Origin of the sequence: Pseudocitrobacter cyperus, from assembly GCF_039889165.1 — a bacterium.
Classification (GTDB): domain Bacteria; phylum Pseudomonadota; class Gammaproteobacteria; order Enterobacterales; family Enterobacteriaceae; genus Pseudocitrobacter; species Pseudocitrobacter cyperus.
The window spans coordinates 147354-171014 of sequence record NZ_JAYMYY010000005.1 but is presented as its reverse complement, the minus strand read 5'-3'; the positions used below and the strand labels follow the sequence as shown (position 1 = coordinate 171014).

23 protein-coding genes are annotated in these 23661 nt (G+C 50.2%); 9 read left to right on the top strand and 14 right to left on the bottom strand.

Going from position 1 to position 23661, the window contains the following annotated elements:
* The first annotated feature begins 13 nt into the window (after positions 1 to 13).
* The 3 genes from gpmM to VSR74_RS16665 are packed head-to-tail and all read left to right on the top strand — an operon-like array spanning position 14 to position 3765.
* On the top strand, positions 14 to 1561 hold the full coding sequence (gene gpmM / locus VSR74_RS16675; RefSeq protein WP_347795747.1) for a 2,3-bisphosphoglycerate-independent phosphoglycerate mutase: 1548 nt from the start codon (positions 14 to 16) through the stop codon (positions 1559 to 1561).
* 9 nt (positions 1562 to 1570) lie between these two features.
* Entirely contained in the window at positions 1571 to 2842 is a 1272-nt protein-coding gene (envC, locus tag VSR74_RS16670; RefSeq protein ID WP_347795746.1) for a murein hydrolase activator EnvC, read from the top strand.
* Positions 2843 to 2844: 2 nt separating this feature from the next.
* Positions 2845 to 3765 carry a divergent polysaccharide deacetylase family protein gene (locus VSR74_RS16665; RefSeq protein ID WP_347795745.1) on the top strand — a complete coding sequence of 307 codons (921 nt, stop codon included), beginning with the start codon at positions 2845 to 2847 and terminating at the stop codon, positions 3763 to 3765.
* Between the two features lie 7 nt (positions 3766 to 3772).
* Here VSR74_RS16665 and VSR74_RS16660 read toward each other — a convergent pair whose 3' ends face one another.
* From VSR74_RS16660 to kbl, 3 genes are all read right to left on the bottom strand, one after another.
* Positions 3773 to 4804, bottom strand: a complete 1032-nt coding sequence (locus VSR74_RS16660; RefSeq protein ID WP_347795955.1) for a glycosyltransferase — start codon at positions 4802 to 4804, stop codon at positions 3773 to 3775.
* Between the two features lie 285 nt (positions 4805 to 5089).
* The gene (gene tdh, locus VSR74_RS16655) at positions 5090 to 6115 is read right to left on the bottom strand and encodes an L-threonine 3-dehydrogenase (RefSeq protein WP_347795744.1); all 1026 of its coding nucleotides are present in this window, start codon (positions 6113 to 6115) and stop codon (positions 5090 to 5092) included.
* A 9-nt stretch (positions 6116 to 6124) separates the two neighbouring features.
* Positions 6125 to 7321 (bottom strand): glycine C-acetyltransferase, encoded by a 1197-nt coding sequence (gene kbl, locus VSR74_RS16650; protein ID WP_347795743.1) that lies wholly within the window; start codon positions 7319 to 7321, stop codon positions 6125 to 6127.
* Positions 7322 to 7537: 216 nt separating this feature from the next.
* On the opposite strand from kbl, the gene rfaD reads away from it, so the two are divergent.
* From rfaD to rfaL, 4 genes are read left to right on the top strand one after another with little or no spacing between them, the layout of a single operon-like run.
* Positions 7538 to 8470, top strand: coding sequence for an ADP-glyceromanno-heptose 6-epimerase (gene rfaD / locus VSR74_RS16645; RefSeq protein WP_231825916.1), 933 nt, complete (start codon positions 7538 to 7540; stop codon positions 8468 to 8470).
* Between the two features lie 9 nt (positions 8471 to 8479).
* On the top strand, positions 8480 to 9526 hold the full coding sequence (gene rfaF, locus VSR74_RS16640) for an ADP-heptose--LPS heptosyltransferase RfaF (RefSeq protein ID WP_347795742.1): 1047 nt from the start codon (positions 8480 to 8482) through the stop codon (positions 9524 to 9526).
* Positions 9527 to 9529: 3 nt separating this feature from the next.
* Positions 9530 to 10492, top strand: coding sequence for a lipopolysaccharide heptosyltransferase RfaC (rfaC, locus tag VSR74_RS16635; protein ID WP_347795741.1), 963 nt, complete (start codon positions 9530 to 9532; stop codon positions 10490 to 10492).
* 29 nt (positions 10493 to 10521) lie between these two features.
* The gene (gene rfaL, locus VSR74_RS16630) at positions 10522 to 11739 is read left to right on the top strand and encodes an O-antigen ligase RfaL (protein WP_347795740.1); all 1218 of its coding nucleotides are present in this window, start codon (positions 10522 to 10524) and stop codon (positions 11737 to 11739) included.
* 67 nt (positions 11740 to 11806) lie between these two features.
* Here rfaL and VSR74_RS16625 read toward each other — a convergent pair whose 3' ends face one another.
* The 8 genes from VSR74_RS16625 to rfaQ all read right to left on the bottom strand — a co-directional run bounded on the left by VSR74_RS16625 (position 11807) and on the right by rfaQ (position 19881).
* Positions 11807 to 12955 (bottom strand): lipopolysaccharide N-acetylglucosaminyltransferase, encoded by a 1149-nt coding sequence (locus VSR74_RS16625; RefSeq protein WP_347795739.1) that lies wholly within the window; start codon positions 12953 to 12955, stop codon positions 11807 to 11809.
* A gap of 73 nt (positions 12956 to 13028) precedes the next feature.
* On the bottom strand, positions 13029 to 13838 hold the full coding sequence (gene waaZ / locus VSR74_RS16620) for a 3-deoxy-D-manno-oct-2-ulosonate III transferase WaaZ (RefSeq protein WP_347795738.1): 810 nt from the start codon (positions 13836 to 13838) through the stop codon (positions 13029 to 13031).
* 201 nt (positions 13839 to 14039) lie between these two features.
* Positions 14040 to 14738: a lipopolysaccharide core heptose(II) kinase RfaY gene (gene rfaY / locus VSR74_RS16615; RefSeq protein WP_347795737.1), complete on the bottom strand. Its 699-nt coding sequence runs from the start codon at positions 14736 to 14738 to the stop codon at positions 14040 to 14042.
* Positions 14739 to 14763: 25 nt separating this feature from the next.
* Positions 14764 to 15786, bottom strand: a complete 1023-nt coding sequence (locus tag VSR74_RS16610) for a glycosyltransferase family 8 protein (RefSeq protein WP_347795736.1) — start codon at positions 15784 to 15786, stop codon at positions 14764 to 14766.
* 19 nt (positions 15787 to 15805) lie between these two features.
* Entirely contained in the window at positions 15806 to 16822 is a 1017-nt protein-coding gene (gene waaO / locus VSR74_RS16605) for a lipopolysaccharide 3-alpha-galactosyltransferase (protein ID WP_347795735.1), read from the bottom strand.
* Between the two features lie 98 nt (positions 16823 to 16920).
* Positions 16921 to 17718 (bottom strand): lipopolysaccharide core heptose(I) kinase RfaP, encoded by a 798-nt coding sequence (gene rfaP / locus VSR74_RS16600; RefSeq protein WP_347795734.1) that lies wholly within the window; start codon positions 17716 to 17718, stop codon positions 16921 to 16923.
* The gene (locus VSR74_RS16595; RefSeq protein ID WP_347795733.1) at positions 17711 to 18835 is read right to left on the bottom strand and encodes a glycosyltransferase family 4 protein; all 1125 of its coding nucleotides are present in this window, start codon (positions 18833 to 18835) and stop codon (positions 17711 to 17713) included. The genes rfaP and VSR74_RS16595 overlap by 8 nt, the downstream gene beginning before the upstream one ends.
* A complete protein-coding gene (rfaQ, locus tag VSR74_RS16590; protein ID WP_347795732.1) occupies positions 18832 to 19881 on the bottom strand; it encodes a lipopolysaccharide core heptosyltransferase RfaQ in 1050 nt (349 codons plus the stop codon). Before rfaQ ends, VSR74_RS16595 begins: the two co-directional genes overlap by 4 nt.
* Positions 19882 to 20408: 527 nt before the next feature.
* On the opposite strand from rfaQ, the gene waaA reads away from it, so the two are divergent.
* Together waaA and coaD are read left to right on the top strand one after the other, a co-directional pair.
* Positions 20409 to 21686: a lipid IV(A) 3-deoxy-D-manno-octulosonic acid transferase gene (gene waaA / locus VSR74_RS16585; RefSeq protein ID WP_347795731.1), complete on the top strand. Its 1278-nt coding sequence runs from the start codon at positions 20409 to 20411 to the stop codon at positions 21684 to 21686.
* A gap of 7 nt (positions 21687 to 21693) precedes the next feature.
* Positions 21694 to 22173, top strand: a complete 480-nt coding sequence (gene coaD / locus VSR74_RS16580) for a pantetheine-phosphate adenylyltransferase (RefSeq protein ID WP_347795730.1) — start codon at positions 21694 to 21696, stop codon at positions 22171 to 22173.
* A gap of 22 nt (positions 22174 to 22195) precedes the next feature.
* Here coaD and mutM read toward each other — a convergent pair whose 3' ends face one another.
* The 3 genes from mutM to rpmB all read right to left on the bottom strand — a co-directional run bounded on the left by mutM (position 22196) and on the right by rpmB (position 23527).
* Positions 22196 to 23005: a bifunctional DNA-formamidopyrimidine glycosylase/DNA-(apurinic or apyrimidinic site) lyase gene (mutM, locus tag VSR74_RS16575; RefSeq protein ID WP_347795729.1), complete on the bottom strand. Its 810-nt coding sequence runs from the start codon at positions 23003 to 23005 to the stop codon at positions 22196 to 22198.
* A gap of 97 nt (positions 23006 to 23102) precedes the next feature.
* The gene (rpmG, locus tag VSR74_RS16570) at positions 23103 to 23270 is read right to left on the bottom strand and encodes a 50S ribosomal protein L33 (protein WP_003024094.1); all 168 of its coding nucleotides are present in this window, start codon (positions 23268 to 23270) and stop codon (positions 23103 to 23105) included.
* 20 nt (positions 23271 to 23290) lie between these two features.
* On the bottom strand, positions 23291 to 23527 hold the full coding sequence (gene rpmB, locus VSR74_RS16565; RefSeq protein WP_002436699.1) for a 50S ribosomal protein L28: 237 nt from the start codon (positions 23525 to 23527) through the stop codon (positions 23291 to 23293).
* Between the last annotated feature and the right edge of the window lie 134 nt (positions 23528 to 23661).

The window sequence follows — 23661 nt, the reverse complement described above, 5'->3', positions numbered from 1 at the left end:
TGAGGTTGTCGCAATGTCGGTTTCTAAAAAACCTATGGTACTGGTTATCCTGGATGGCTATGGTCATCGTGAAGAGCATCAGGATAACGCTATTTACAGCGCAAAAACCCCGGTAATGGACGCCCTGTGGGCCAAACGTCCGCATACCCTGATCGACGCATCCGGCCTGGAAGTCGGCCTGCCAGATCGCCAGATGGGCAACTCCGAAGTGGGTCACGTTAACCTGGGCGCGGGCCGTATCGTGTATCAGGACTTAACCCGTCTCGACGTAGAAATTAAAGATCGCGCCTTCTTCGCTAACCCGGTTCTCGGTGGTGCGGTTGATAAAGCAGCGAAAGCAGGTAAAGCTGTGCACATCATGGGCCTGCTCTCTGCGGGCGGCGTTCACAGCCACGAAGATCACATCCTGGCGATGGTTGAACTGGCAGCCGAGCGCGGCGCAGAAAAAATCTATCTGCATGCCTTCCTTGATGGCCGCGATACCCCACCGCGCAGCGCAGAAGGTTCACTGAAGAAATTCGAAGATAAATTTGCCGCGCTGGGCAAAGGCCGTGTGGCGTCCATCATTGGCCGTTACTACGCAATGGATCGCGACAACCGTTGGGATCGCGTTGAACAAGCTTACAACCTGATGACTCAGGCGAAAGGCGAGTTCCAGTTCGCGACCGCTGTTGAAGGGTTGCAGGCTGCCTATGCGCGTGATGAAAACGATGAATTTGTGAAAGCGACAGTTATCCGTGCCGAAGGCCAGGCTGATGCGGCAATGGAAGATGGCGACGCGCTGATTTTCATGAACTTCCGTGCTGACCGTGCGCGTGAAATCACTCGCGCATTCGTAAACGCAGACTTCGACGGCTTCAAACGCCAGAAAGAAGTGAAACTGGGCGATTTCATCCAGTTGACCGAATACGCCGCCGACATCAAAGCGCCGTGCGCTTACCCGCCGGCATCGCTGGCGAACACTTTCGGCGAATGGATGGCGAAAAACGACAAAACGCAACTGCGCATCTCCGAAACCGAGAAATACGCGCACGTCACCTTCTTCTTTAACGGCGGCGTAGAAGAACCGTTCAAAGGTGAAGATCGCATCCTGATCAACTCGCCAAAAGTGGCGACCTACGATCTGCAGCCAGAAATGAGCTCCGCAGAACTGACTGAAAAACTGGTCGCGGCCATCAAGAGCGGGAAATACGACACCATTATCTGTAACTACCCGAACGGCGATATGGTTGGCCACACCGGTGTAATGGAGGCGGCAATCAAAGCCGTTGAAGCACTGGATAATTGTGTTGATCAGGTGGCGAAAGCGGTTGAATCCGTTGGCGGTCAGTTGCTGATCACCGCAGACCACGGCAACGCCGAGCAGATGCGTGATCCCGCGACTGGCCAGGCTCACACTGCCCACACCAACCTGCCGGTTCCGCTGATCTACGTGGGCGAGAAAAATCTGAAAGCAGTCGATGGCGGCAAGCTTTCTGATATCGCACCAACCATGCTGACGCTGATGGGCATGGAAATCCCGAAAGAGATGACTGGTAAGCCGCTGTTCATCGTGGAATAATCCCTCCCCATGAGGGGAAAGGCGATTTTTGTAGTTAAAGGGGCTGCGGTCACATTGCGGTCCGCCTTATACGCCAGCGCACTCAGCGCTGGCGTATTGCTGTGCGCGTCGTCTGCCCACGCCGATGACCGCTCGCAGTTACAATCCATTCAGGCTGATATTGCCGCCAAAGAGCGCGCAGTACGCCAGCAGCAGCAACAACGTTCCTCTCTGCTCGCCCAGTTGAAAGCGCAGGATCAGGCCATCGCCGCCGCCGCGCGTCAACTTCGCGAAACGCAGGCCACCCTCACGCAGCTCAATAAACAAATCGACGAAATGAATGCGTCCATCGCTAAACTGGAAGCCCAGCGCGCCACCCAGGAGCGCAATCTGGCCGCCCAGCTCGACGCGGCATTTCGTCAGGGTGAACACACCGGTATTCAGCTTATTCTCAGCGGTGAAGAGAGCCAGCGCGGCCAACGCCTGCAGGCTTACTTCGGCTATCTCAACCAGGCGCGCCAGGAAACCATCGCCGAGCTTAAACAGACTCGCGAGCAGGTGACTGCACAGAAAGCGGAGCTGGAAGAGAAACAGAGCCAACAGCAAACCCTGCTGTATGAGCAAAAAGCGCAACAGGCGAAGCTTGAACAGGCGCGTAGCGAGCGGCAGAAAACCATCGCCGGGCTGGAATCCTCAATTCAGGCTGGCCAGCAACAGTTAAGCGAACTGCGCGCTAACGAATCACGCCTGCGCAACAGTATCGCCCGCGCAGCGGCGGCGGCCAAAGCGCGCGCCGAACGTGAAGCCCGTGAAGCCGATGCGGTTCGCAATCGCCAGAAAGAAGCCACCAGCAAAGGCAAAACCTACAAACCTACCGAAAGCGAACGCTCGCTAATGTCGCGCACCGGTGGTCTCGGCGCGCCGCGCGGTCAGGCCTACTGGCCGGTTCGCGGCTCTACGCTGCACCGCTACGGCGAACAGTTGCAGGGTGAGCTGCGCTGGAAAGGGATGGTTATCAGCGCCTCTGAAGGCACTGAGGTTAAAGCCATCGCCGATGGCCGCGTGATCCTCGCCGACTGGCTGCAGGGTTACGGCCTGGTCGTGGTGGTTGAGCACGGAAAAGGCGATATGAGCCTTTACGGCTATAATCAGAGTGCGCTGGTCAGCGTAGGCACGCAGGTTCGCGCCGGACAGCCGATTGCACTGGTTGGTAACAGCGGAGGTCAGGGCCGACCGTCGCTCTATTTCGAAATTCGCCGCCAGGGTCAGGCGGTCAATCCACTACCGTGGTTGGGAAGATAAGTTTGCTTCAATTTCGCAGGATCCTTCTTATTAGCGCCCTCACCTTAGCGGCGCCAGTCTTTGCGGGGAAGCTGGCGATTGTCATTGATGATTTTGGCTATCGCCCGCATAACGAGAACCAGGTGCTGGCAATGCCGTCAGCGGTCTCCGTCGCCGTTCTCCCTAATGCTCCCCACGCACATGAAATGGCGACGAAAGCCCACAATAGCGGGCATGAAGTGCTAATTCACTTACCGATGGCGCCGCTCAGCAAACAGCCGCTGGAAAAAGACACGCTGCGCCCGGAGATGAGCAGCGACGAAATCGAACGCATTATCCGCGAAGCGGTTGGCAAAGTGCCGTATGCCGTGGGGTTGAACAACCACATGGGCAGCGCGATGACCTCCAGCCTGTTCGGCATGCAGAAAGTGATGCAGGCACTGAGCCGCTACAACCTTTACTTCCTCGATAGCATGACGATTGGCAATAGCCAGGCGATGCGTGCCGCCAGCGGCACGGGCGTGAAGGTGATTAAACGCAAAGTGTTCCTCGACGATACGCAGAACGAAGCTGATATTCGTCGTCAGTTTAACCGGGCGGTTGAGCTGGCGCGACGTAACGGTTCCGCTATCGCTATCGGCCACCCGCACCCGACTACCGTGCGTGTGTTGCAGCAAATGCTCCCCACCCTGCCGTCGGATATTACCCTGGTGCGCCCGAGCAGCTTACTGAACGAACCGCAAATCGATACCTCGACGCCACCAAAAGACAAAGCGCCGGACAAACCGCGCAATCCGTTCCGCGGCGTGACGTTATGTAAGACGAAGAAAGCGCCTGAGCCTGTCTATGCCACCCAGTTCTTCACCGTGATGGCAGACAGCATCAGCAACAGCACCGTAATGCAATACCTGCGTCTGCAATGGCAGGGGTGGGATAAACCGTAGCGGGAAATTAGCGCAGGCTGAGCGCCTTACGTGCCAGCCTGCGGCTTGCCAGCCCGCGATCCTGCCAGCTATACAACCTCACCGACCACAACAGAGCCTGATACGCCAGTTTCGGGCTACGCACGTTGGCAAGCATCCGCTTGTACATACCCGATGCAAATATCTCAGCAATCATCATTTTACGCGTAATGATATCGCGCTCTTTTCGCACCGCATGACATACCCGTAATGCTTCATAGGTTATTTGCTGGTAAAACTCGGGATACATTTTGATTTTCCCGGCATAGTCACGATTAAGTTTATCCAGCAGACGGGTAATTTTAATGTAATGCCGTTGATAAGAGAGATTTTTCCGCCCTGTACGTTTTTTACGACTCACCGAAACGTCATGGAGAAAATATTTATATAAGGATTCTTCGGTATAACGTGCGCGCGTTGCGTTATACATAAATTCTGTCGACCAGAGAATATCCTGATGGTGTAATCCGGGTACAAATTTCAGATTACACTGTTTTATTAATTCATGGCGATACACCCCCATCCAGACGACATGCGTCCAGCGACGGCTGGCTAATGCCATCCGCAGCCACTCCGGCCCGCTCATGACGCCAGTAGAGTGAACGCGATCGTGTGGAATGGATTGCCAGGTTTCACCTGTCGTCCGGTCACACCAGTCTGAATTGCACTGGGCAACATCGAGATTATCCTGTAACGCCATGGTCATCAGGGTTTCATACATCTGCGGATAAGTGACGTCATCAGCATCTACAAACGCGATATACTCACCGTGGGCCAGCTCCAGCCCCCGGTTACGGGCAACGGATGCCCCGGCATTCGCCTGATGCACTAAACGAACCTGTGGGTAATTCTCAGCATAGTACTTTGCAATGTCAGCAGAATTATCCGTAGAGCCGTCATTTACAATGATAATTTCCAGCGCCGTCCAGGTTTGCGCCAGCAGTGATTCCATACAGGCTTTAAATTCATTACCTGCGTTATACAACGGGATGATGACACTGAGTGTCCCTGGGCTATTCATCTTTTTCATTACCTGTTCACCTTAACGTGTAGGCTACCTTTTACCTTTCACACCTTAAGAATTAATTAAGGGGCAAAAATATTTCGGAGTCGTCCTTAATCTCCACAGAATATTATTTTTATAAACAGGGGGTAGCGTGCGGGAGGGGGATTTGTAATGAAATAAGACTAAACCTTAAATACGTAACATTTATGACAATGACAAATATTTACATATATCGGGAAGTTTTAAGATTAATCACAGGTAATAGACCTCACGCCCAATAAGGGCGTGAGGAGAGGAATATTAATCCCAGCTCAATACCACTTTCCCGGACTGACCCGAGCGCATGGCATCAAAGCCCTTCTGGAAGTCATCAATGCTGAAATGGTGGGTGATGATTGGCGTGAGATCCAGACCAGACTGGATCAGTGCCGCCATTTTGTACCAGGTTTCGAACATTTCGCGACCATAAATCCCTTTGATAAACAGCCCCTTGAAGATGACTTTCGTCCAGTCAATCGACATATCCGATGGCGGGATCCCAAGCATAGCGATGCGCCCGCCGTGATTCATGGTATCAAGCATGGTGCGGAAAGCCGCCGGTGCGCCGGACATCTCCAGGCCCACGTCAAACCCTTCGGTCATACCCAGCTCGGCCATCACATCAGCCAGGCTCTCTTTCGCGACGTTCACTGCGCGGGTGACGCCCATTTTGCGCGCCAGCTCAAGACGGTATTCGTTCACGTCGGTGATCACCACGTTACGGGCACCCACGTGTTTCGCCACTGCGGCCGCCATCACGCCAATCGGGCCCGCGCCGGAAACCAGCACATCTTCACCGACCAGGTCGAAAGAGAGCGCGGTGTGCACCGCGTTGCCGAACGGGTCGAAGATAGAGGCTAAATCATCGGAAATGTTATCCGGGATTTTGAAGGCGTTAAACGCCGGGATCACCAGATACTCGGCAAAACAGCCCGGACGGTTAACGCCGACGCCGATGGTGTTACGGCACAGATGCGTGCGGCCGCCACGGCAGTTACGGCAGTGACCGCAGGTGATATGCCCCTCGCCGGAAACACGGTCGCCAATCTTAAAGCCTTTCACTTCCTGGCCGATGCCGACCACTTCGCCGACATACTCATGACCGACCACCATCGGAACGGGGATAGTGTTCTGTGACCATTCGTCCCAGTTGTAGATATGCACATCCGTACCGCAAATCGCCGTTTTACGGATTTTAATCAGCAGATCGTTATGGCCGACGTCCGGTTTCGGCACATCGGTCATCCAGATCCCTTCTTCCGCTTTCAGTTTCGACAACGCTTTCATCTGGCTTCCTCAGGCAATCACGCCCAGTTGTTTACCAATGCGGATAAAGGCTTCCACCGCACGTTCGATTTGTTCAGGGGTATGTGCCGCCGACATTTGGGTACGAATACGCGCCTGGCCTTTCGGCACTACCGGATAGAAGAAACCGGTCACGTAGATCCCCTCTTTTTGCAGCAGGCGAGCAAAATCCTGCGCCACAACCGCATCGCCCAGCATCACCGGGATGATGGCGTGATCGGCACCCGCCAGAGTAAAACCTGCGGCGTTCATTTTTTCACGGAACAGGCTCGCGTTAGCCCACAGGCGGTCGCGCAGTTCAGCGCCGGACGCAACCATCTCCAGCACTTTGATAGACGCAGAAACAATCGCCGGAGCCAGCGAGTTAGAGAACAGATACGGACGGGAACGCTGACGCAGCCACTCCACCACCTCTTTACGCGCTGCGGTATAACCACCGGATGCGCCGCCGAGCGCTTTACCCAGCGTGCCGGTGATGATGTCCACACGGCCCATCACGTCGCAATATTCGTGGGAACCACGGCCATTTTCGCCGACAAAACCGACGGCATGAGAGTCATCGACCATCACCAGCGCGTCATATTTATCAGCCAGGTCGCACACGCCTTTCAGGTTGGCAATCACGCCATCCATCGAGAACACGCCGTCTGTGGCGATCAGCACATGGCGCGCCCCGGCGTCACGCGCCTCTTTCAGACGCGCTTCCAGTTCCTGCATGTCGTTGTTGGCGTAGCGGAAGCGTTTGGCCTTACACAGACGCACGCCATCGATGATGGAGGCGTGGTTCAGGGCATCAGAGATAATCGCATCTTCCGGCCCCAGCAGCGTTTCAAACAACCCGCCGTTGGCATCGAAGCAGGAGGAGTAAAGAATCGCATCTTCCATACCGAGAAATTCCGCCAGCTTCTGCTCCAGCACTTTGTGGGTATCCTGGGTGCCGCAGATAAAGCGCACCGATGCCATGCCGAAACCGTGGCTGTCGAGACCCGCTTTCGCGGCAGCAATCAGCGACGGATGGTTCGCCAGGCCCAGGTAGTTATTGGCGCAGAAGTTGATCACGTGGCTACCATCACCGACGGTGATATCTGCCTGCTGAGCACTCGTAATAATACGCTCTTCTTTAAACAACCCTTCCGCGCGGGCGGTATCCAGGTCACCGGCTAACTGTTTGTAAAAATCACCACGCATTGCAACTCTCCAGATTCGGCAAATGTCGGCACATATTACCTAAAGCTATACGTATGTACGAGATGACGCAGCACGAGTTACCGTTTTTGCAGCATAAATCACGCGTCATCCGGGGCTTTGATGGCGAAAGGCTGAAGGCGGGTCGATGTGATGTTATGATAAGAGTCATTAGCGCCCTGGATTGTCCAGGGCACTCACATTTCAAAGGTTACAGTTATGATCATCGTTACCGGCGGCGCTGGCTTTATCGGCAGCAACATCGTTAAAGCGCTCAATGACAAAGGCATCACCGACATTCTGGTGGTAGATAACCTGAAAGACGGCACCAAGTTCGTAAACCTGGTTGACCTGAACATTGCCGACTACATGGATAAAGAAGATTTTCTGATCCAGATTATGGCTGGCGAAGAGTTCGGTGAAATCGAAGCGATCTTCCACGAAGGCGCCTGCTCATCCACCACCGAGTGGGATGGCAAGTACATGATGGATAACAACTATCAGTACTCCAAAGAACTGCTGCACTACTGCCTGGAACGTGAAATTCCGTTCCTGTATGCCTCTTCAGCAGCCACCTATGGCGGCCGCACCAGCGACTTCATCGAATCCCGCGAATATGAGAAACCGCTGAACGTTTACGGCTACTCCAAGTTCCTGTTCGACGAATATGTCCGTCAGATCCTGCCGGAAGCGAACTCACCGATTGTCGGCTTCCGCTACTTCAACGTCTATGGCCCGCGTGAAGGCCACAAAGGCAGCATGGCGAGCGTCGCATTCCACCTCAATACCCAACTGAACAACGGTGAAAGCCCGAAACTGTTCGAAGGCAGCGACGGCTTCAAACGCGATTTCGTCTATGTCGGGGACGTGGCGGACGTCAACCTGTGGTTCTGGGAAAACGGTGTTTCCGGTATCTACAACCTGGGTACTGGCCGCGCGGAATCCTTCCAGGCCGTGGCGGATGCTGCACTGGCGTATCACAAAAAAGGCACGCTGGAATACATCCCGTTCCCGGAAAAACTGAAAGGTCGCTATCAGGCGTTCACGCAGGCTGACCTGACGAACCTGCGCGCTGCGGGCTACGATAAGCCGTTCAAAACCGTTGCCGAAGGCGTGGCGGAATATATGGCCTGGCTGAACCGCGACGCGTAAGAAGTCAACATGAAGATACTGGTGATTGGCCCGTCATGGGTGGGCGACATGATGATGTCGCAAAGTCTCTATCGCACGCTCAGGGCGCGTTATCCCCAGGCCGTCATTGATGTGATGGCGCCCGCGTGGTGCCGTCCGCTTTTAGCACGGATGCCGGAAGTCAACGAAGCAATCCCAATGCCGTTAGGCCACGGGGCGCTGGAGTTAGGCGAACGTCGCAGGCTGGGACACAGCCTGCGTGACCGCCGTTATGACCGAGCATATGTGCTACCTAATTCGTTTAAATCGGCACTGGTTCCCTTCTTTGCCGGTATTCCCCTGCGTACAGGCTGGCGTGGCGAGATGCGCTACGGCCTGCTCAACGACGCCCGCGTACTGGATAAAGACGCCTGGCCGTTGATGGTTGAGCGCTATGTGGCGCTGGCCTTTGATAAAGGCGTCATGCGCTGCGCGAAAGATCTGCCGCAGCCGCTGCTATGGCCGCAACTGCAGGTTGCCGAAGGCGAGAAGTCGCAAATCTGTAACAGCTTCGGGATCTCTTCAGAGCGTCCGATGATTGGCTTCTGCCCAGGTGCGGAGTTCGGCCCGGCGAAGCGCTGGCCGCACTACCACTACGCTGAGCTGGCGAAACAGTTGATCGACGAAGGCTACCAAATCGTCCTGTTTGGCTCCGCGAAAGACCACGAAGCCGGCAATGAAATTCTGGCCGCTCTGAGCGTGGAACAGCAAGCCTGGTGCCGCAACCTGGCCGGTGAAACGCAACTGGAACAGGCGGTCGTTCTGATTGCCGCCTGTAAAGCCGTAGTCACTAATGATTCGGGCCTGATGCACGTCGCTGCCGCGCTGAATCGCCCGCTGGTCGCCCTTTACGGCCCCAGCAGCCCGGACTTCACCCCGCCGCTATCACATAAAGCGCGCGTTATCCGCCTGATTACCGGCTACCACAAAGTGCGTAAAGGCGATGCCGCCGAGGGCTATCATCAAAGCCTGATCGACATCACCCCGGCCCGTGTACTGGAAGAGCTGAACGCTCTGCTGCTGGACGAGGAAGCCTGACGGATGCGGGTATTGATCGTTAAAACATCCTCCATGGGCGATGTATTGCATACGTTGCCCGCCCTGACTGACGCCATGCAGGCATTCCCGGATATTCGTTTTGACTGGGTGGTCGAAGAGGGGTTCGCGCAGATCCCTTCGTGGCATGAAGCCGTTGAGCGCGTTATCCCGGTGGCCATTCGTCGCTGGCGCAAATCGTGGTTCTCCGCGCCGATTAAAGCTGAACGCAAGGCTTTTCGCGAGGCGCTGCAGGCCGTGCATTACGATGCGATTATTGACGCTCAGGGGCTGGTGAAAAGCGCGGCGCTGGTCACACGGCTGGCACACGGCATTAAACACGGCATGGACTGGCAGAGCGCCCGCGAACCGCTGGCGAGCCTGTTCTACAATCGTCGCCACCATATTGCTAAACAACAGCATGCCGTGGAGCGCACTCGCGAGTTATTCGCCCAAAGTCTGGGATACGCGAAGCCACAGACACAGGGGGATTACGCCATTGCGCGTCACTTCCTGACACAGGCATCAGCAGATACCGAACCGTATACGGTATTTCTCCATGCCACCACCCGTGATGATAAACACTGGCCGGAAGCGCACTGGCGAGAGTTGATCGGTTTACTTCAGGGGAGTGGGCTAAAGGTGAAACTGCCGTGGGGAGCGCCACATGAGGAAGCCAGAGCGAAACGACTGGCTGAAGGGTTTGATTTTGTCGAGGTTCTCCCTCGCCTGAGTCTGGAAGACATCGCGCATGTCCTGGCAGGGGCAAAATTTGTCATCTCAGTCGATACCGGACTCAGCCATCTCACGGCGGCGCTGGATCGACCGAATATTACGTTATATGGCCCAACGGACCCTGGGTTAATTGGTGGTTACGGGAAGAACCAGATCGCGTGCTGTTCTGACACCCAGGATCTTGCCCACGTAGAGGCAAGTGCTGTGTACGAAAAGCTTACTAATAAGATTTGATTTAACCTCAAATTTATCACGGAGTTAAGATGTTAGCAGCATCGTCAATTTTCCAGAATAAAGAAAAATGGAAACCACACTGGAACAAAGTTCTGGTTTTCCTTTTTATTGCTACCTATTTCCTGAATGGTGTTACGCGTTATAAACATATCATTGAAATATTGATGATTTTAACGGTTATTTATCAATTCGCCAGAAGCCCGAGAGAGTACATTCCTTTATTTAAGAACAGTATTTTTTATGCTATAGCATTATTATCCATCGTTTTGCTGTACTCAATACTGATCTCTCCTGATATGCGCATCAGTTTCAAAGAGTTTAATAATACGGTTCTTAAAGGGTTTTTATTATATGTTCTTTTAATTCCTGTGCTGTTGAAAGATGCTGATAAGAAAACCATCTCCAGATTAATACTTGTTTCATTCCTTGCCAGTTTGTGTTTGAGATCGCTTGCAGAAATATTTCTCTATATTGAGGATTACCAAAATGGAATCCTGCCATTTACTAATTACAATCACAGACACATCTCTGATTCGCTGGTTTTCCTTTTTCCTGCACTATTAAACCTATGGCTGTTCAAGGATAAAGCCTCTAAGGCCGCATTTGTCGTACTTGGCATTGTGTATATGTTCCTGATGCTGGGTTCATTATCGCGCGGAGCATGGGTTGCAATTTTTATTGTGGCAATCGCTTGGGCAATTTTTAATCGTCAGTGGAAGTTACTGACAATCGGTGCGCTCTTATTTGCCGTTGCGGCCGGTGTTGTCATCACACATCCCGACCAGCATAAAAACAGATCCAGCTTAATTTTTAAGCTGCAACAGACCGACAGCACTTATCGCTATGGCAATGGTACGCAGGGCACCGCCTGGGTATTAGTACAAGAAAATCCCATTAAAGGTTATGGCTATGGCGATGATATTTACCATGAAGTGTATAACGCTCGCGTAAAAGATTTCCCGCAATGGGATTTCAAGAAATCAATTGGGCCACACAACCTGATTCTGTATATCTGGTTCGGAGCTGGTATTCTGGGGCTTCTTGGTCTGATGGCTATCTATTACACTATTGTCAAAGAAACCGCGAGAGGCGTGTTTCGCAATCACGATGCGTCACCCTATAATGTGGAACTATTACTGTTTCTCAGTTTCGTTGGATTTTATATTATCCGAGGGAATTTTGAACAGGTTGAGATATCCCATCTGGGGATCATTTCTGGCTTATTACTCGCAATAAAGAACAAATAAAAAAAGCCCGCCGTGACATTCTCATCACGGCGGGCTTTCTTCACCAAATCATGCCACGCTTGCCTTTCTAAGCTTTATCGAACCAATCCCGGATATTGCGTTCAAAAGATGCTGTCACATGATCCCAACTGTAATGAGAAAAGACATGTTCTTTCGCGCTCCTCGCTATCTGTTCACGGTTTTGATCCGCAAGAACATAGGTGATGTCCGTTACGATGCTTTCCACCGTAATAGGTTCTGATAAGTGATAACCCGTAACACCCGGCTTAACAAACTCACTTATTCCGCCCTTTTTACTCGCCAGCACGGGCCTCTCCGCCGCCATCGCTTCAGCCGCAACCATACAGAATGCTTCTTCAACCTGTGAGGGCACAATAACGAGATCGGCTACTGCATAATACTCATGCATTTTTTCAGGGGGTTGTCCGCCAACCATAATGCAGTGATCGCCCACCTCTTTTGCTGCGTCGAGCACTTTCTTTTGATACTCCGCTTTCTCTCCACGTCGGCTGGCAAAGGGATCGCCGACCACGACAAGCTTCAGATTGTCCTGCTCAGCAATGAGCTTCTTAAATGCCTGCAACAGCATCAGAATGCCTTTATCAGGCGAAACGCGCCCGGCGTAAAGCAGCACTCTGTCATTTCTATTAATATGGAGCTGCTGGCGGAGCATGCAGGTACTTTGCACCGAGTAAGTTTCAGCACAAAATCCGTTGGGTACAACCTTGATATCAATGCCAGGAATATGTTCCTGATAATACGTTTTAAGAAACTGACTCGGCACAAGCATTTTTGTATTTTTATCGATACCCTTAGGTTCGAATGCATTATGCATATGTAAAACTAATTTGGCCTGAGGACGCTGTTTGCGAATCTGCCGATACAGCTTCATGCTATTATGAATGACAATGACGCTTTCATCGTCATTAGCATAACTATCTCTGATATTAAGGACTCGTTTAGAATACGGTAAAGGATCCAGACGTGTCCATTTCTGGAAAATGCGTTTATACAGCTTACTAAAGCCAATGTAGTGAATATTACACGTTTCATTTACTTTGTAAAAATCTGGATAATCCGGATTTTTAATACAAGCAATGGCATTAGAAATTGATAATCTTTTGGCGACCTGATAAATCCATGTTTCAACGGCTGCTGCGCCACGAGGAGGGATAGAAAATATGGGTGTTACCGTAAACACTATTTTCTTAATCATGATGAAAATGGCCCCAAGTTCGCTTTGTAAATATAACGTCTAGTAATAGATAATTTCAAAAAAGATAAATATATTAACCTATCTTTTCATATACCACATCATCATCCAGGGTTGATGAATCGATAAATGGGATGATGCTATAGTGAATAGCAGTATCGTCAGATAAGTTATAAATATTGATATCCTTCACACGTTCTCTCATAAACTGGAAAAAAGGAAGTATTTTAAAGAGATCACGACTAAGTTCTGATGGCATAGGGTTATTCGATTCGTCGTAGAAGCGTTGACAATTTCCAGTCAAATCTAACCCTGAACATATAATGCGCTTATATCGTAAAGAATATGCAATTTGTATCGCCGCGTAGGCAATCGTATGGCAGGAACAGTACCCGACGCTAATATCTTTGCAAAATCCAACAAGACGCCCTTTTTTAGATAGCGGAATGGATATAAGCAAATCATTATGTAGTCGCTTCAGGATATTGAACTTAATTTTTTTAATTAACCCACCCTTTTCTCTTCGATAGAAAGAGCGGATCATCAGGCAATGCTCCCGAATATATTTCCGATCTTCCTCTGAAGCGGACTCATAAACGTCGATATTAACGATTGTATTCCTGCTATTTTTACTAAACTCATAAAAATCATCACGGCGTTGATGGAGAAATCGAACATCCGTTAGCAGATAGATGTAGGGCTTGATATTGTTATCAAGAAGATAACGCGCCGAGCCATTAACGGCAATAACATCTCTGGATCGTAAAACCGAAAGCGGCGTTTTCTTTGATGTTGGGCCCGACAGAAAAATGATCACATCGTCCGATGTTTTGTACTTAATCAGGCTCTGAACATCAGCATGTGTAATATATTTAATGTGTTTCATAAAAAACCTGTAGAGATAGGCTACTTTTCGCCGGCAAGTACAGCAAACTTTGAACTACGATAAACCCCACAAAAACGTATATAGCATAAACATTTTCAATCTACATGTGTCTATAACTGATTATATCGATCAGTGCTGCCAATTATTGATTAAAATATATATTGTGACTGATATTATTGAGGCGCCACCAGTAATAACCAGTTAGCGGACTTCTTTCCCTTTAAGTCGTCGGATAAAGTTGCGTAGTTTCTTTTTAAGAATCAATCGATAGTAGCCGGCATCTTTTACTTCATTGACGATGCCATAGTGACGTTCCAGATCTATTCTATCCTTTGCCATACGCATAGTCGAAGGCGACTTCCCGGATAAATCGATAACTCTGACAACACCATTTTCGATAATGAAATTGCCTTTATGAGGATCACCAGAAACCATCCCATGCTGATGTAAACCGATAATGGATTCTTTTATCTTTTGTTTAAGATCATCATCAATTTCAGGGATATCAACCAGTTCAACCCCATCAATGTATTCAATCAGCATGATATAGAAATGAGAAAATCGTAATGTTTTTTTCTCAGCTAACAGATAGAAATCATTAACTGAATCCAAACCTTCATTTCTCACGCGCTCGGTCTGTTGAAACAGTTTCTCATAGTAATCGCCCTTAACCATCGCTTTGAGAAAACGTTCTGTTTTTTTAGCTTTTGGTGCAAATATTTTTAAGATCATCTTCCCGTATTGGGTATCGATCAATAAAACTTTCGTATCCTCGATATTGCGAAAAACCTTCAATATCTTAATATTATAGGACAAGAAATCGTTAAATACATCGATATATTTTTCACCATCAGATTTAGTGAAAACAATATAATCATTAATGTGATGTTTAATACTCATAGTAAACCAAAAGTTAATAAGACGCTTAGCGAGTAGAATTTTTTTTCAGCAAATAGGAAACACCAGCAACAAATCCGGCAACATATTTATGTTGAACTAAAAAATGCTTATATCTTTTTTTCAATTCAACAATGGTCTGTGCGTCTCGAGGAGGTTGATCTTTCCAGGGTGATACGGTCAAGGCTTGTAGATAATACTGTACAGAGGGATAAGTCGCCCATTTATGCCAGGGTTTGGTAACTCCGGTATAATGAATTAAAACAGTTTCATCAAAGATAGTCTCTTTGTATTTGTTATGCGTTTTGTCTTTTAATTCACTCTTTATCGTATAAATAGTATTAAATTTACGCGGAAGGTATTTTACCTTACCTTTTAATAAAATATTTAATACGTCCTGATCGGGATATTTATACGTGAGACGATTATGATTCTCATGTGTCAGCATGGTGAGGATACGGTTAGTCAGATCATTTTTAACCCATTCCTGCAAGTTGGCATAAACCACCCCAGAGTTAAAATAGTTCCCCTGAAGCTCAGGATCTTTCAGCCGATCGACCACTTTTTTCTGCATTGAGTCGACATCTCTGACTACAGCCGCAATATTTCCCGTTAAATCGCAGGCCGCCAACTCATCTAACCGCCCTTTGCAGAAAACATCAGCATCGAGATACAACAGTTTATCCAGTTTGCTGCTGAAAAGTTCGAACGCAAACAGCCTGAAGTACATAGCTCGCGACCAGATTTTCGTTCTCGGAAGACAATCCAGACTATCTGCATTAATTAAATATAAACTTATTTTAAGTTTGTATTTTTTCGCTAATGCTTCTATATTTTTCAGGAAAGAAGAGTTAAATTCATCAGCAACAATGTGGTAATTGATATTAATACTGTTATTAATAACAACTGAAGTAATAGAAATACCGACCCAGTCAAGATAGTTTCTATCTACGCCATATGCTATATTTAACGAGTCATTATCAGCACCAGAAATTGTCCTATCATCAAAGACTTTATATTCTGATATTTTAATTACGGGAAGTGAGTTCACTGCATCACCTATATATATTTTATTTTGTGATTTTCTTTTTAAAATAAAGAACGTAACTCAATATACCTTTAACAAATTGCTTCTGGTGCAACTGGTGTTTGGCACAGTACCGGTATTGGGCCGCCGTTTTCGGCGCTAACAATGCATCATCCTGCCACGGTGAGTGGTGTTTCGCATTAAGAAAACACTCAGAAACCGGGTATCCTCCCCAGAGGTGCCACGGTTTTGTCGGGCCGATGTAGTGGACAAATACCGTCTTTTCATTCACCGGCCTGATGACCGATTTTTTTAATTCATAGTTAAGACTGTATTGCGTATTAAACTCAGGATCGATGAAACGTGCTTTGCCGACCAGTAGCATGTTCAGAACATCCTGATCGAGATGTGTAATCTTACTGACCACATCCGGGTCTCGAAGCATCTCAATCGCTTTTCTGGATATTTCTGCAGTATTCCAGGCAGCAATGTTGATCAGCAAGAACCCTGCGTTAAAGTAGCCCTCAGCCAGGCCCGGAGTCGATAACGTATCGGCACGTTTTGTCCACCACGCGGTGTTGCCTTCCATCACGACTGCCGCGATCTCATCATCCGCAAAACGGAGATCGATCAGCTCCTGAATGCTCCCCTTACAACCGATATCGGCATCAAGATAGAGGACTTTCTCGCTTTTCCCGGCAAAGTAGTCGGCAATAATAAAGCGGAAATAGGTCGCGTAAGACCAGTTTTTTGTACTCGGTAAGGATTTGAGTCTATCGCAATTCACCAGATAGATGACAATACGTGACTGGTACTGTTTCGCCAGTGCGGCAAACTTTTCACGAACACTATCGGTCAAAAAATCAGTAAAAACGTGGAACGTCAGACGACGCTCCCGGTTGGCAAACAAGATAGATGCTATCGAAATACCGCAGCCATACAGGAAATTCTTATCAATCCCGTAAGCAATATCGAACGCGCCACTCTCCGGATCGGGCAGATAGTTGTAGTCATTGATCGAGAGAATAACGTCTCTCTCATCAAAGTAAGTCTGGTTCATTGATCACTCTTTCTCATCAGCACGATGAATCCACGTCTCACAATTATGTTTTGGTTATTTTTATGATGCGAAACAAACATATTTAAAATCGCTCAACGCTAGAGATGCTTTCTTGCCGTTCGCTCTCTGATCCGTTCAGCTTTTGTCGCGGCCTGAGTTATCAACCCCTGCTCATCGCGCAAGATATCCCGTAGAGGCTTAGCAAAATAGATCTTCATAAAGCGGAAAATATCTCGCTGAGTTAACCCGATATTCATCGAAGAAAAATAGAGTCCAATCAGATCCTTATCACGCCAGCGCAGCGGAACATGGCTGCGCATTTGCGCACGATGCAGATCAATTACAGATATCTTGAGGTTTTCTTCATTGCCATCAAATGGCAGATGCAGCAGGAAGTGGCAAATATAGCAGTCGCGATGATTAATCCCCGCCTGATGCATTTTCCTGACCATCGTTGCGACACGATTTATAATCATCCTTTTTACGCGTGGCTGCGGCGGCTGCGCTACCCAGTCAGCACAATAATCTTCCAGGCTGATAGTCGGAGTCAGGTCTTCGGTGATAATAAATGACACCTTGCGAATCGGATTAAGTCCTTTTTCCCCATAGCCCACGCCGTACATCGTGTCGACGCCGACGTCACGCAGCTTATGAATCGCATTCCATTCGCGGTCAGCACCCAGTACCGGCATACGCAATGAAAGCAGGTTTTTCACCACTTCTTTCATCGCCGTACCGCGGTGCCATTTCAGGAAGTAGCTTTTCCCGGCAAGTTCAAAACGCAGTGTACGGCGCGTTTCGAGCTCTCTGAAAACTTCCCCCTGCAATTTTTTTACCTCTTCAAACGGATCTTTGCCGCGCCAAAGGGTCGCAAGGGGTTCTTTCAACTCAACCATGAACATCACCAATAATGATATCAGCCGCCTTTTCAGGCAGACTGTAAAGATCCTGCGTATCCGCGTAGTGTCGGGCATTCTCCGCCCACGCCTGACGGAGTTGCGGGTTCGTCAGTGCCTTACGCAACGCATCGTTGAACGCCGCTTGCTTCCAGGGTTCGCCCAACACCTCACCGCAGTTTGCGGCCGCGATGTAATGAGCGTAGCCGCAAACCTCACTGACCAGCACTGGCAGACCGCCCGTAATCGCCTCAAGCAGTACAATCCCGGCTGCTTCCTGATAGGCCGGGTGCAGCAGCATATCCGCCGCCGCCATCAGCTCTGATACATCGTTACGTCCGGAGAAAAAGTGTACGTTTTCGCGCACACCGAGCTTCGCAGCCAGGGTTTCAAACCGCCCAGGCTTATCCTGTCCCACGACATAAAGCGTGGTTTTACAGCGAATAGCATCCGGCAATGCGGCCAGCGCTTCAATGGTACGATCCACGCCTTTGCGGGTGAAATCGGAGCCAACCTGAAGCAACAGGAAATCTTGCTCACCCACGCCGTTTTTAGCGCGATAGACCGTGCGGGCGTCGGGGATTTGCCGACTATATTTACGATCCGGGTAAATTCCCGGCGGCAGAATATGGAAGCGCTCAGGTTCAGTTTGATAATGCTTCTGGAAATCGGCGATTTGCTTATTCGTCAGCATCAGTAACTGTGTCGGTTTGCCCTTCTCAAACGTCGCGCGTTCGAACGCCGCATAGTGTCGATAGCGAGCAGTCAGGCGATAGAAAAAGCCTTTCTCCTGCGCCACTTTCTCGGCATAACAGACGTCGGCGGCGTAGTAGACATCCAGCCCCGGCATTTTATTAAAACCGATGATACGCTCCGCCGGATGTGCTTTCAGATGCGCCTGTACCCAGGCGTAATATTCGGCGTTGCGTCCGTGATTCGTCCGCGATTTCACCGGAACAGTAATCAGTTCAAATTCAGCCGGGCAATCGCCTTGCCAGGACTGGGTATAGACGCGGACATGATGACCCCGCGCGGCGACGGTTTGCGCAATACGTAAGAAATCGCGTTGCAGGCCGCCGAACGGGAAATATTTATAGAGACAAAAGGCGACAATCATAGCGCCTCTCCCGGTGGGAGCATTTTCTCCGTTGCCGCAATGACATCTTCTGCGGGGATCACGGACATATAGCGTTTATTGCGATCGAGCTGCGATCGTGGAGGCATCGCCTGATAATTTCCGGCCCAGAACTGAACAATATCGTCAGTCCAGGGGCGCCAGAAGACGTGATCGGTCGCGCCAAAAAGACAAATTACCGGCGTTTTTACCGCTGCTGCGATGTGCCCAGGCGCCGAATCGACACCAATAAATAGCACCGCGTGATCGATTAACGCACCCAGTTCTGGAAAGCGCGTTTTCCCGGCGAGCCCGGTCACCGGACGGACAGCACACTGTGCCGCGATGTCTTCGACACAGGCCAGATCGTCCGCGCCAGGGCCGGAGGTTAGCACCACCTGATACCCCCGCTGCTGAAGCGAATCAATTACCTGCGCGAACTTGTCGTTATCCCAGCACTTAAAGAGTTGCCGCGCGGTTGGCTGGATGACAACGTATTTATCACCCACACCGAAAGAATCCAGTTGTTGCCGCATACGCTCCCAATGTTCAGGTGCGTATGGCATAGATGTTTCCAGACAGGTTTCCGTTAATCCGAGAGGAGCCAGAGCGGAGAGATTACGCAGCACACAGTGTTCTCCCTGAAATGGCGCAAGGTGCGTAAAACTTTTTTTCCAGAATGCCGACTGGCGATGGGCGAAATCCTGAGAGATTTTGACTTTTGCATTCAGCAGGCGCACCAGCACTGCAATCATCCACTGGTCAGTCAGATTGACGATCAGGTCATACTGGTTCGTCCGCAGCGTTTTCACCAAAGAGAAGAAATTGGTTATTTTCGCTTTTGCCGCTGTGCCTTTATTACTGATGCCATATAGTGCGTTGATATCCGGATTTTCCGAAATAATGGGGATCGTATCCTGATACAACAACATGTCGATTTTCGCATCAGGGTAATTACGTTTGAGCGTACTGATAACCGGTGTTGTCAGCAACATATCCCCATGAAAACGCATTTTAATGACCAGGATTCGGATGAACGTTTTTTCCACAAGCGGCTCTTTATGATGATATACACGTCATCCTTCAAGCTGCCTCTGCGTTGGCTGCACTCGTTCACCCCAGTCACGTACTTATGTACGCTCCTGGGGATTCACTCCTTTGCCGCCTTGATGCAACGTGAATGATTTTGTGTATAATTACCAGTCGGAATTGAAAAAAAAGCACGCTACCGCCCCAGGCTTACAGCTACCTGAATACTGACGTCGTGCTCTAATTGCGGCTTAGTGTATCACTTATTCTAACGCAATCCGAGTTGAATATTTTTTGACCTCACAGGGGTTAATTTACTTTTAAAACATAGACTAAGAACAAGCTTAAACGACTTTTGAATACGCTTATACCTGGCAATATCCAGACAAAGACCTTCAATTAATCATATAAAAAAGCAAATATTGTTTAACGATTCCTGGCTGATTGAATATTTTCCCGCTAATTCCGCTCAAATCGGCAAAAATGATGGTAAAGGTTGGGCTAAATACTTAGAATCCTCAGCACATTCCTAAGCCAACTGCGTACTATGCTCCAATTGCTCTACACAACACTCCTCTACCTTATTCAGCCTTTGATCTGGATACGGCTTTGGGTGCGTGGCCGTAAAGCACCGGCATACCGCAAACGCTGGGGCGAGCGCTACGGTTTTTATCGCAAACCGTTGATCCCGGGCGGCATTATGCTGCACTCGGTTTCCGTCGGCGAAACGCTGGCAGCCATTCCGCTGGTACGCGCATTGCGCCATCGCTACCCTGACCTGCCGATTACCGTGACAACGATGACACCCACGGGTTCAGAGCGCGTACTTTCCGCCTTCGGTAGCGATGTTCAACACGTTTATCTTCCCTACGATCTTCCTGACGCAATCAGCCGCTTTCTCAATAAAGTGGATCCTAAACTGGTGCTAATCATGGAGACCGAACTCTGGCCGAATCTGATTGCCGCGCTGCATAAGCGTAAAATCCCGCTTGTCATTGCCAACGCCCGCCTGTCGGCGCGCTCCGCTGCCGGGTATGCGAAGCTTGGCAAATTCGTGCAGACACTGTTGCGCCGCATTACCCTGATTGCCGCGCAAAATGAAGAAGATGGCGAACGTTTTGTCACGCTAGGCGCGAAGCGTAACCAGCTTTCCGTCACCGGCAGTCTGAAGTTTGATATCTCTGTCACGCCGCAACTGGCGACCAAAGCCATTACGCTGCGCCGCCAGTGGGCGCCACATCGCCAGGTATGGATAGCGACCAGCACTCACGAAGGCGAAGAGAGCATCATGCTCGAAGCACACAAACAACTGCTGAAAACCTTCCCCGATTTATTGCTGATCCTGGTTCCGCGCCATCCTGAACGCTTCCCTGACACGATCAATCTGGTTCGCCAGGCCGGTTTAAGCTTCATCACCCGCTCTTCCGGTGAAGTCCCCTCCCCTGGCACACAGGTCGTTGTGGGCGATACCATGGGTGAACTGATGCTGCTTTATGGAATTGCAGACCTGGCATTCGTTGGCGGCTCGCTGGTTGAGCGTGGCGGTCACAACCCGCTGGAAGCCGCCGCGCACGCTATTCCGGTGCTGATGGGGCCGCACACCTTCAACTTTAAAGATATCTGCGCCCGTCTTGATCAGGCCAGCGGTCTGATTACGGTGACTGACACCGCCTCACTGGTGAAAGAGATTTCCTCTTTACTGACCGACGAAGATTATCGTAACTTCTACGGTCGTCACGCAGTTGAAGTGCTCTACCAGAATCAGGGCGCGCTACAGCGTATGCTGCAACTGCTGGAACCCTATCTGCCACCCAGAGCGCACTGAGGCTGTCATGCAAAAACGGGCGATTTATCCGGGCACGTTCGATCCCATTACTAACGGGCATATCGATATCATCACCCGCGCGAGCAAAATGTTCGATCAGGTGATTCTGGCGATTGCCGCCAGCCCCAGCAAAAAACCCATGTTTAACCTCGACGAACGCGTCGCGTTGGCGCGTCAGGCAATTGCACATCTGGATAACGTGGAAGTCGTTGGCTTTAGCGATTTGATGGCCAACTTCGCCCGCGACCAGCAGGCCAATGTTCTGATTCGTGGGCTACGCGCTGTGGCGGATTTTGAGTATGAGATGCAACTGGCGCATATGAATCGTCACCTGATGCCAGAACTGGAAAGCGTCTTCCTGATGCCGTCTAAAGAGTGGTCGTTCATCTCTTCATCGTTGGTGAAAGAGGTAGCACGCCATCAGGGCGATGTCACTGACTTCCTGCCGGCCAATGTTCACCAGGCGCTAATGGAAAAATTACAGTAGCCTCACCCGGCCTGCTACAACATCACTTCTGACACTGCCGGCAATAGAAGGTCGCACGCTGTGCATGTTTGGTGGCGATAATCGGCGTTCCGCATACCCGGCAAGGCTCGCCTTTGCGGCCATAGACCTGCAATTCCTGCGCAAAGTAACCCGGCTTACCGTCGCTTTGCAGAAAATCCTTCAGCGTTGTCCCACCCTGCTCGATTGAACGCAGCAGCACCGCCTTGATAGTACTCACCAGCAACGCACACTCCTGCGGCGACAGCGATGAGGCCAGTCTGTCCGGGTGAATACCCGCCGCAAAAAGTGATTCGCTGGCGTAGATATTGCCTACGCCCACCACCAGCTTGTTATCCATCAGCCAGGGCTTGATCGCCGTTTTTTTCTTCGCACACTTTTGTTGCAGGTAGTCGGCGTTAAATTCATCGCTGAGCGGCTCCGGGCCAAGATGCGCCAGCACGTTGTGCCCTTCCAGCTCTTTGGCCCACAGCCAGGCGCCAAAACGGCGGGGATCCGTGTAGCGGAGCACTTTGCCGTTACTCATCACCAGGTCGACGTGATCATGTTTCTCTGCCGGAAGCTCTTCGGTCAGTATGCGCAGACTGCCCGACATCCCCAGATGGATAATAATCCAGCCATCCGGCAGTTCCAGCAGCAGGTATTTAGCACGGCGTTGAACACTGAGGACGGGTTTGTCGCTCAGACGGTGAATTTCATCGGAGACGGGCCAGCGCAGGCGTCCGTTGCGGATAATCGCATACTGGATGGTCGCGCCAACCAGATGTGGTTCTATCCCGCGACGGCTGGTTTCTACTTCAGGTAATTCAGGCATAACGTCTCCGATGTTTAACTGATGTCTTCAATATGGGGACGGCCGGAAAACAAAAAACCCCGCCGGGGCGAGGTTTTTCGTGACATCAAAACTAAAATTATTTGATTTTAGCTTCTTTGTACAGAACGTGCTGACGGACAACTGGATCGAACTTTTTCAGTTCCAGTTTTTCCGGCTTAGTACGTTTGTTCTTCGTGGTGGTATAGAAGTGACCAGTACCAGCAGAAGAAACCAGCTTGATTTTCTCACGAATACCTTTAGCCATGATTTATTTCCTCTAAGTACTTAGTACTTTTCGCCACGGGCACGCAGTTCGGACAGAACTGTATCGATGCCTTTTTTATCGATTACACGCATACCTTTAGCAGATACGCGCAGGGTGACAAAACGCTTCTCGCTCTCAACCCAGAAACGGTGAGAGTGCAGGTTCGGCAGGAAACGGCGTTTAGTCGCGTTCAGTGCGTGGGAACGGTTGTTACCGGTCACCGGACGCTTGCCAGTAACTTGGCAGACTCGGGACATGTCTATTCTCCAAAAATCAAATTAGCTCGAGCTTCGTATGGGGTATCGGCGCCTCGTCAGGCTTTACAGCCCGGTCATCGCAGTTCTAAGTGAACTCTCGATTGCCAGGCCCAAATGCCAAACCCGAGATTCTC

Excerpts from the sequence above, each read along its gene's own strand:
- rfaD (WP_231825916.1), top strand. The coding sequence starts at position 7,538 with ATGATCATCGTTACCGGCGGCGCTGGCTTTATCGGCAGCAACATCGTT.
- VSR74_RS16660 (WP_347795955.1), bottom strand. The coding sequence starts at position 4,804 with ATGAATAGCCCAGGGACACTCAGTGTCATCATCCCGTTGTATAACGCA.
- rfaP (WP_347795734.1), bottom strand. The coding sequence starts at position 17,718 with ATGGTTGAGTTGAAAGAACCCCTTGCGACCCTTTGGCGCGGCAAAGAT.
- gpmM (WP_347795747.1), top strand. The coding sequence starts at position 14 with ATGTCGGTTTCTAAAAAACCTATGGTACTGGTTATCCTGGATGGCTAT.
- waaO (WP_347795735.1), bottom strand. The coding sequence starts at position 16,822 with ATGAACCAGACTTACTTTGATGAGAGAGACGTTATTCTCTCGATCAAT.
- rfaY (WP_347795737.1), bottom strand. The coding sequence starts at position 14,738 with ATGAGTATTAAACATCACATTAATGATTATATTGTTTTCACTAAATCT.
- VSR74_RS16625 (WP_347795739.1), bottom strand. The coding sequence starts at position 12,955 with ATGATTAAGAAAATAGTGTTTACGGTAACACCCATATTTTCTATCCCT.
- tdh (WP_347795744.1), bottom strand. The coding sequence starts at position 6,115 with ATGAAAGCGTTGTCGAAACTGAAAGCGGAAGAAGGGATCTGGATGACC.
- rpmB (WP_002436699.1), bottom strand. The coding sequence starts at position 23,527 with ATGTCCCGAGTCTGCCAAGTTACTGGCAAGCGTCCGGTGACCGGTAAC.
- rfaF (WP_347795742.1), top strand. The coding sequence starts at position 8,480 with ATGAAGATACTGGTGATTGGCCCGTCATGGGTGGGCGACATGATGATG.
- rfaC (WP_347795741.1), top strand. The coding sequence starts at position 9,530 with ATGCGGGTATTGATCGTTAAAACATCCTCCATGGGCGATGTATTGCAT.
- kbl (WP_347795743.1), bottom strand. The coding sequence starts at position 7,321 with ATGCGTGGTGATTTTTACAAACAGTTAGCCGGTGACCTGGATACCGCC.
- rpmG (WP_003024094.1), bottom strand. The coding sequence starts at position 23,270 with ATGGCTAAAGGTATTCGTGAGAAAATCAAGCTGGTTTCTTCTGCTGGT.
- waaA (WP_347795731.1), top strand. The coding sequence starts at position 20,409 with ATGCTCCAATTGCTCTACACAACACTCCTCTACCTTATTCAGCCTTTG.
- waaZ (WP_347795738.1), bottom strand. The coding sequence starts at position 13,838 with ATGAAACACATTAAATATATTACACATGCTGATGTTCAGAGCCTGATT.
- rfaL (WP_347795740.1), top strand. The coding sequence starts at position 10,522 with ATGTTAGCAGCATCGTCAATTTTCCAGAATAAAGAAAAATGGAAACCA.
- coaD (WP_347795730.1), top strand. The coding sequence starts at position 21,694 with ATGCAAAAACGGGCGATTTATCCGGGCACGTTCGATCCCATTACTAAC.
- VSR74_RS16595 (WP_347795733.1), bottom strand. The coding sequence starts at position 18,835 with ATGATTGTCGCCTTTTGTCTCTATAAATATTTCCCGTTCGGCGGCCTG.
- envC (WP_347795746.1), top strand. The coding sequence starts at position 1,571 with ATGAGGGGAAAGGCGATTTTTGTAGTTAAAGGGGCTGCGGTCACATTG.
- mutM (WP_347795729.1), bottom strand. The coding sequence starts at position 23,005 with ATGCCTGAATTACCTGAAGTAGAAACCAGCCGTCGCGGGATAGAACCA.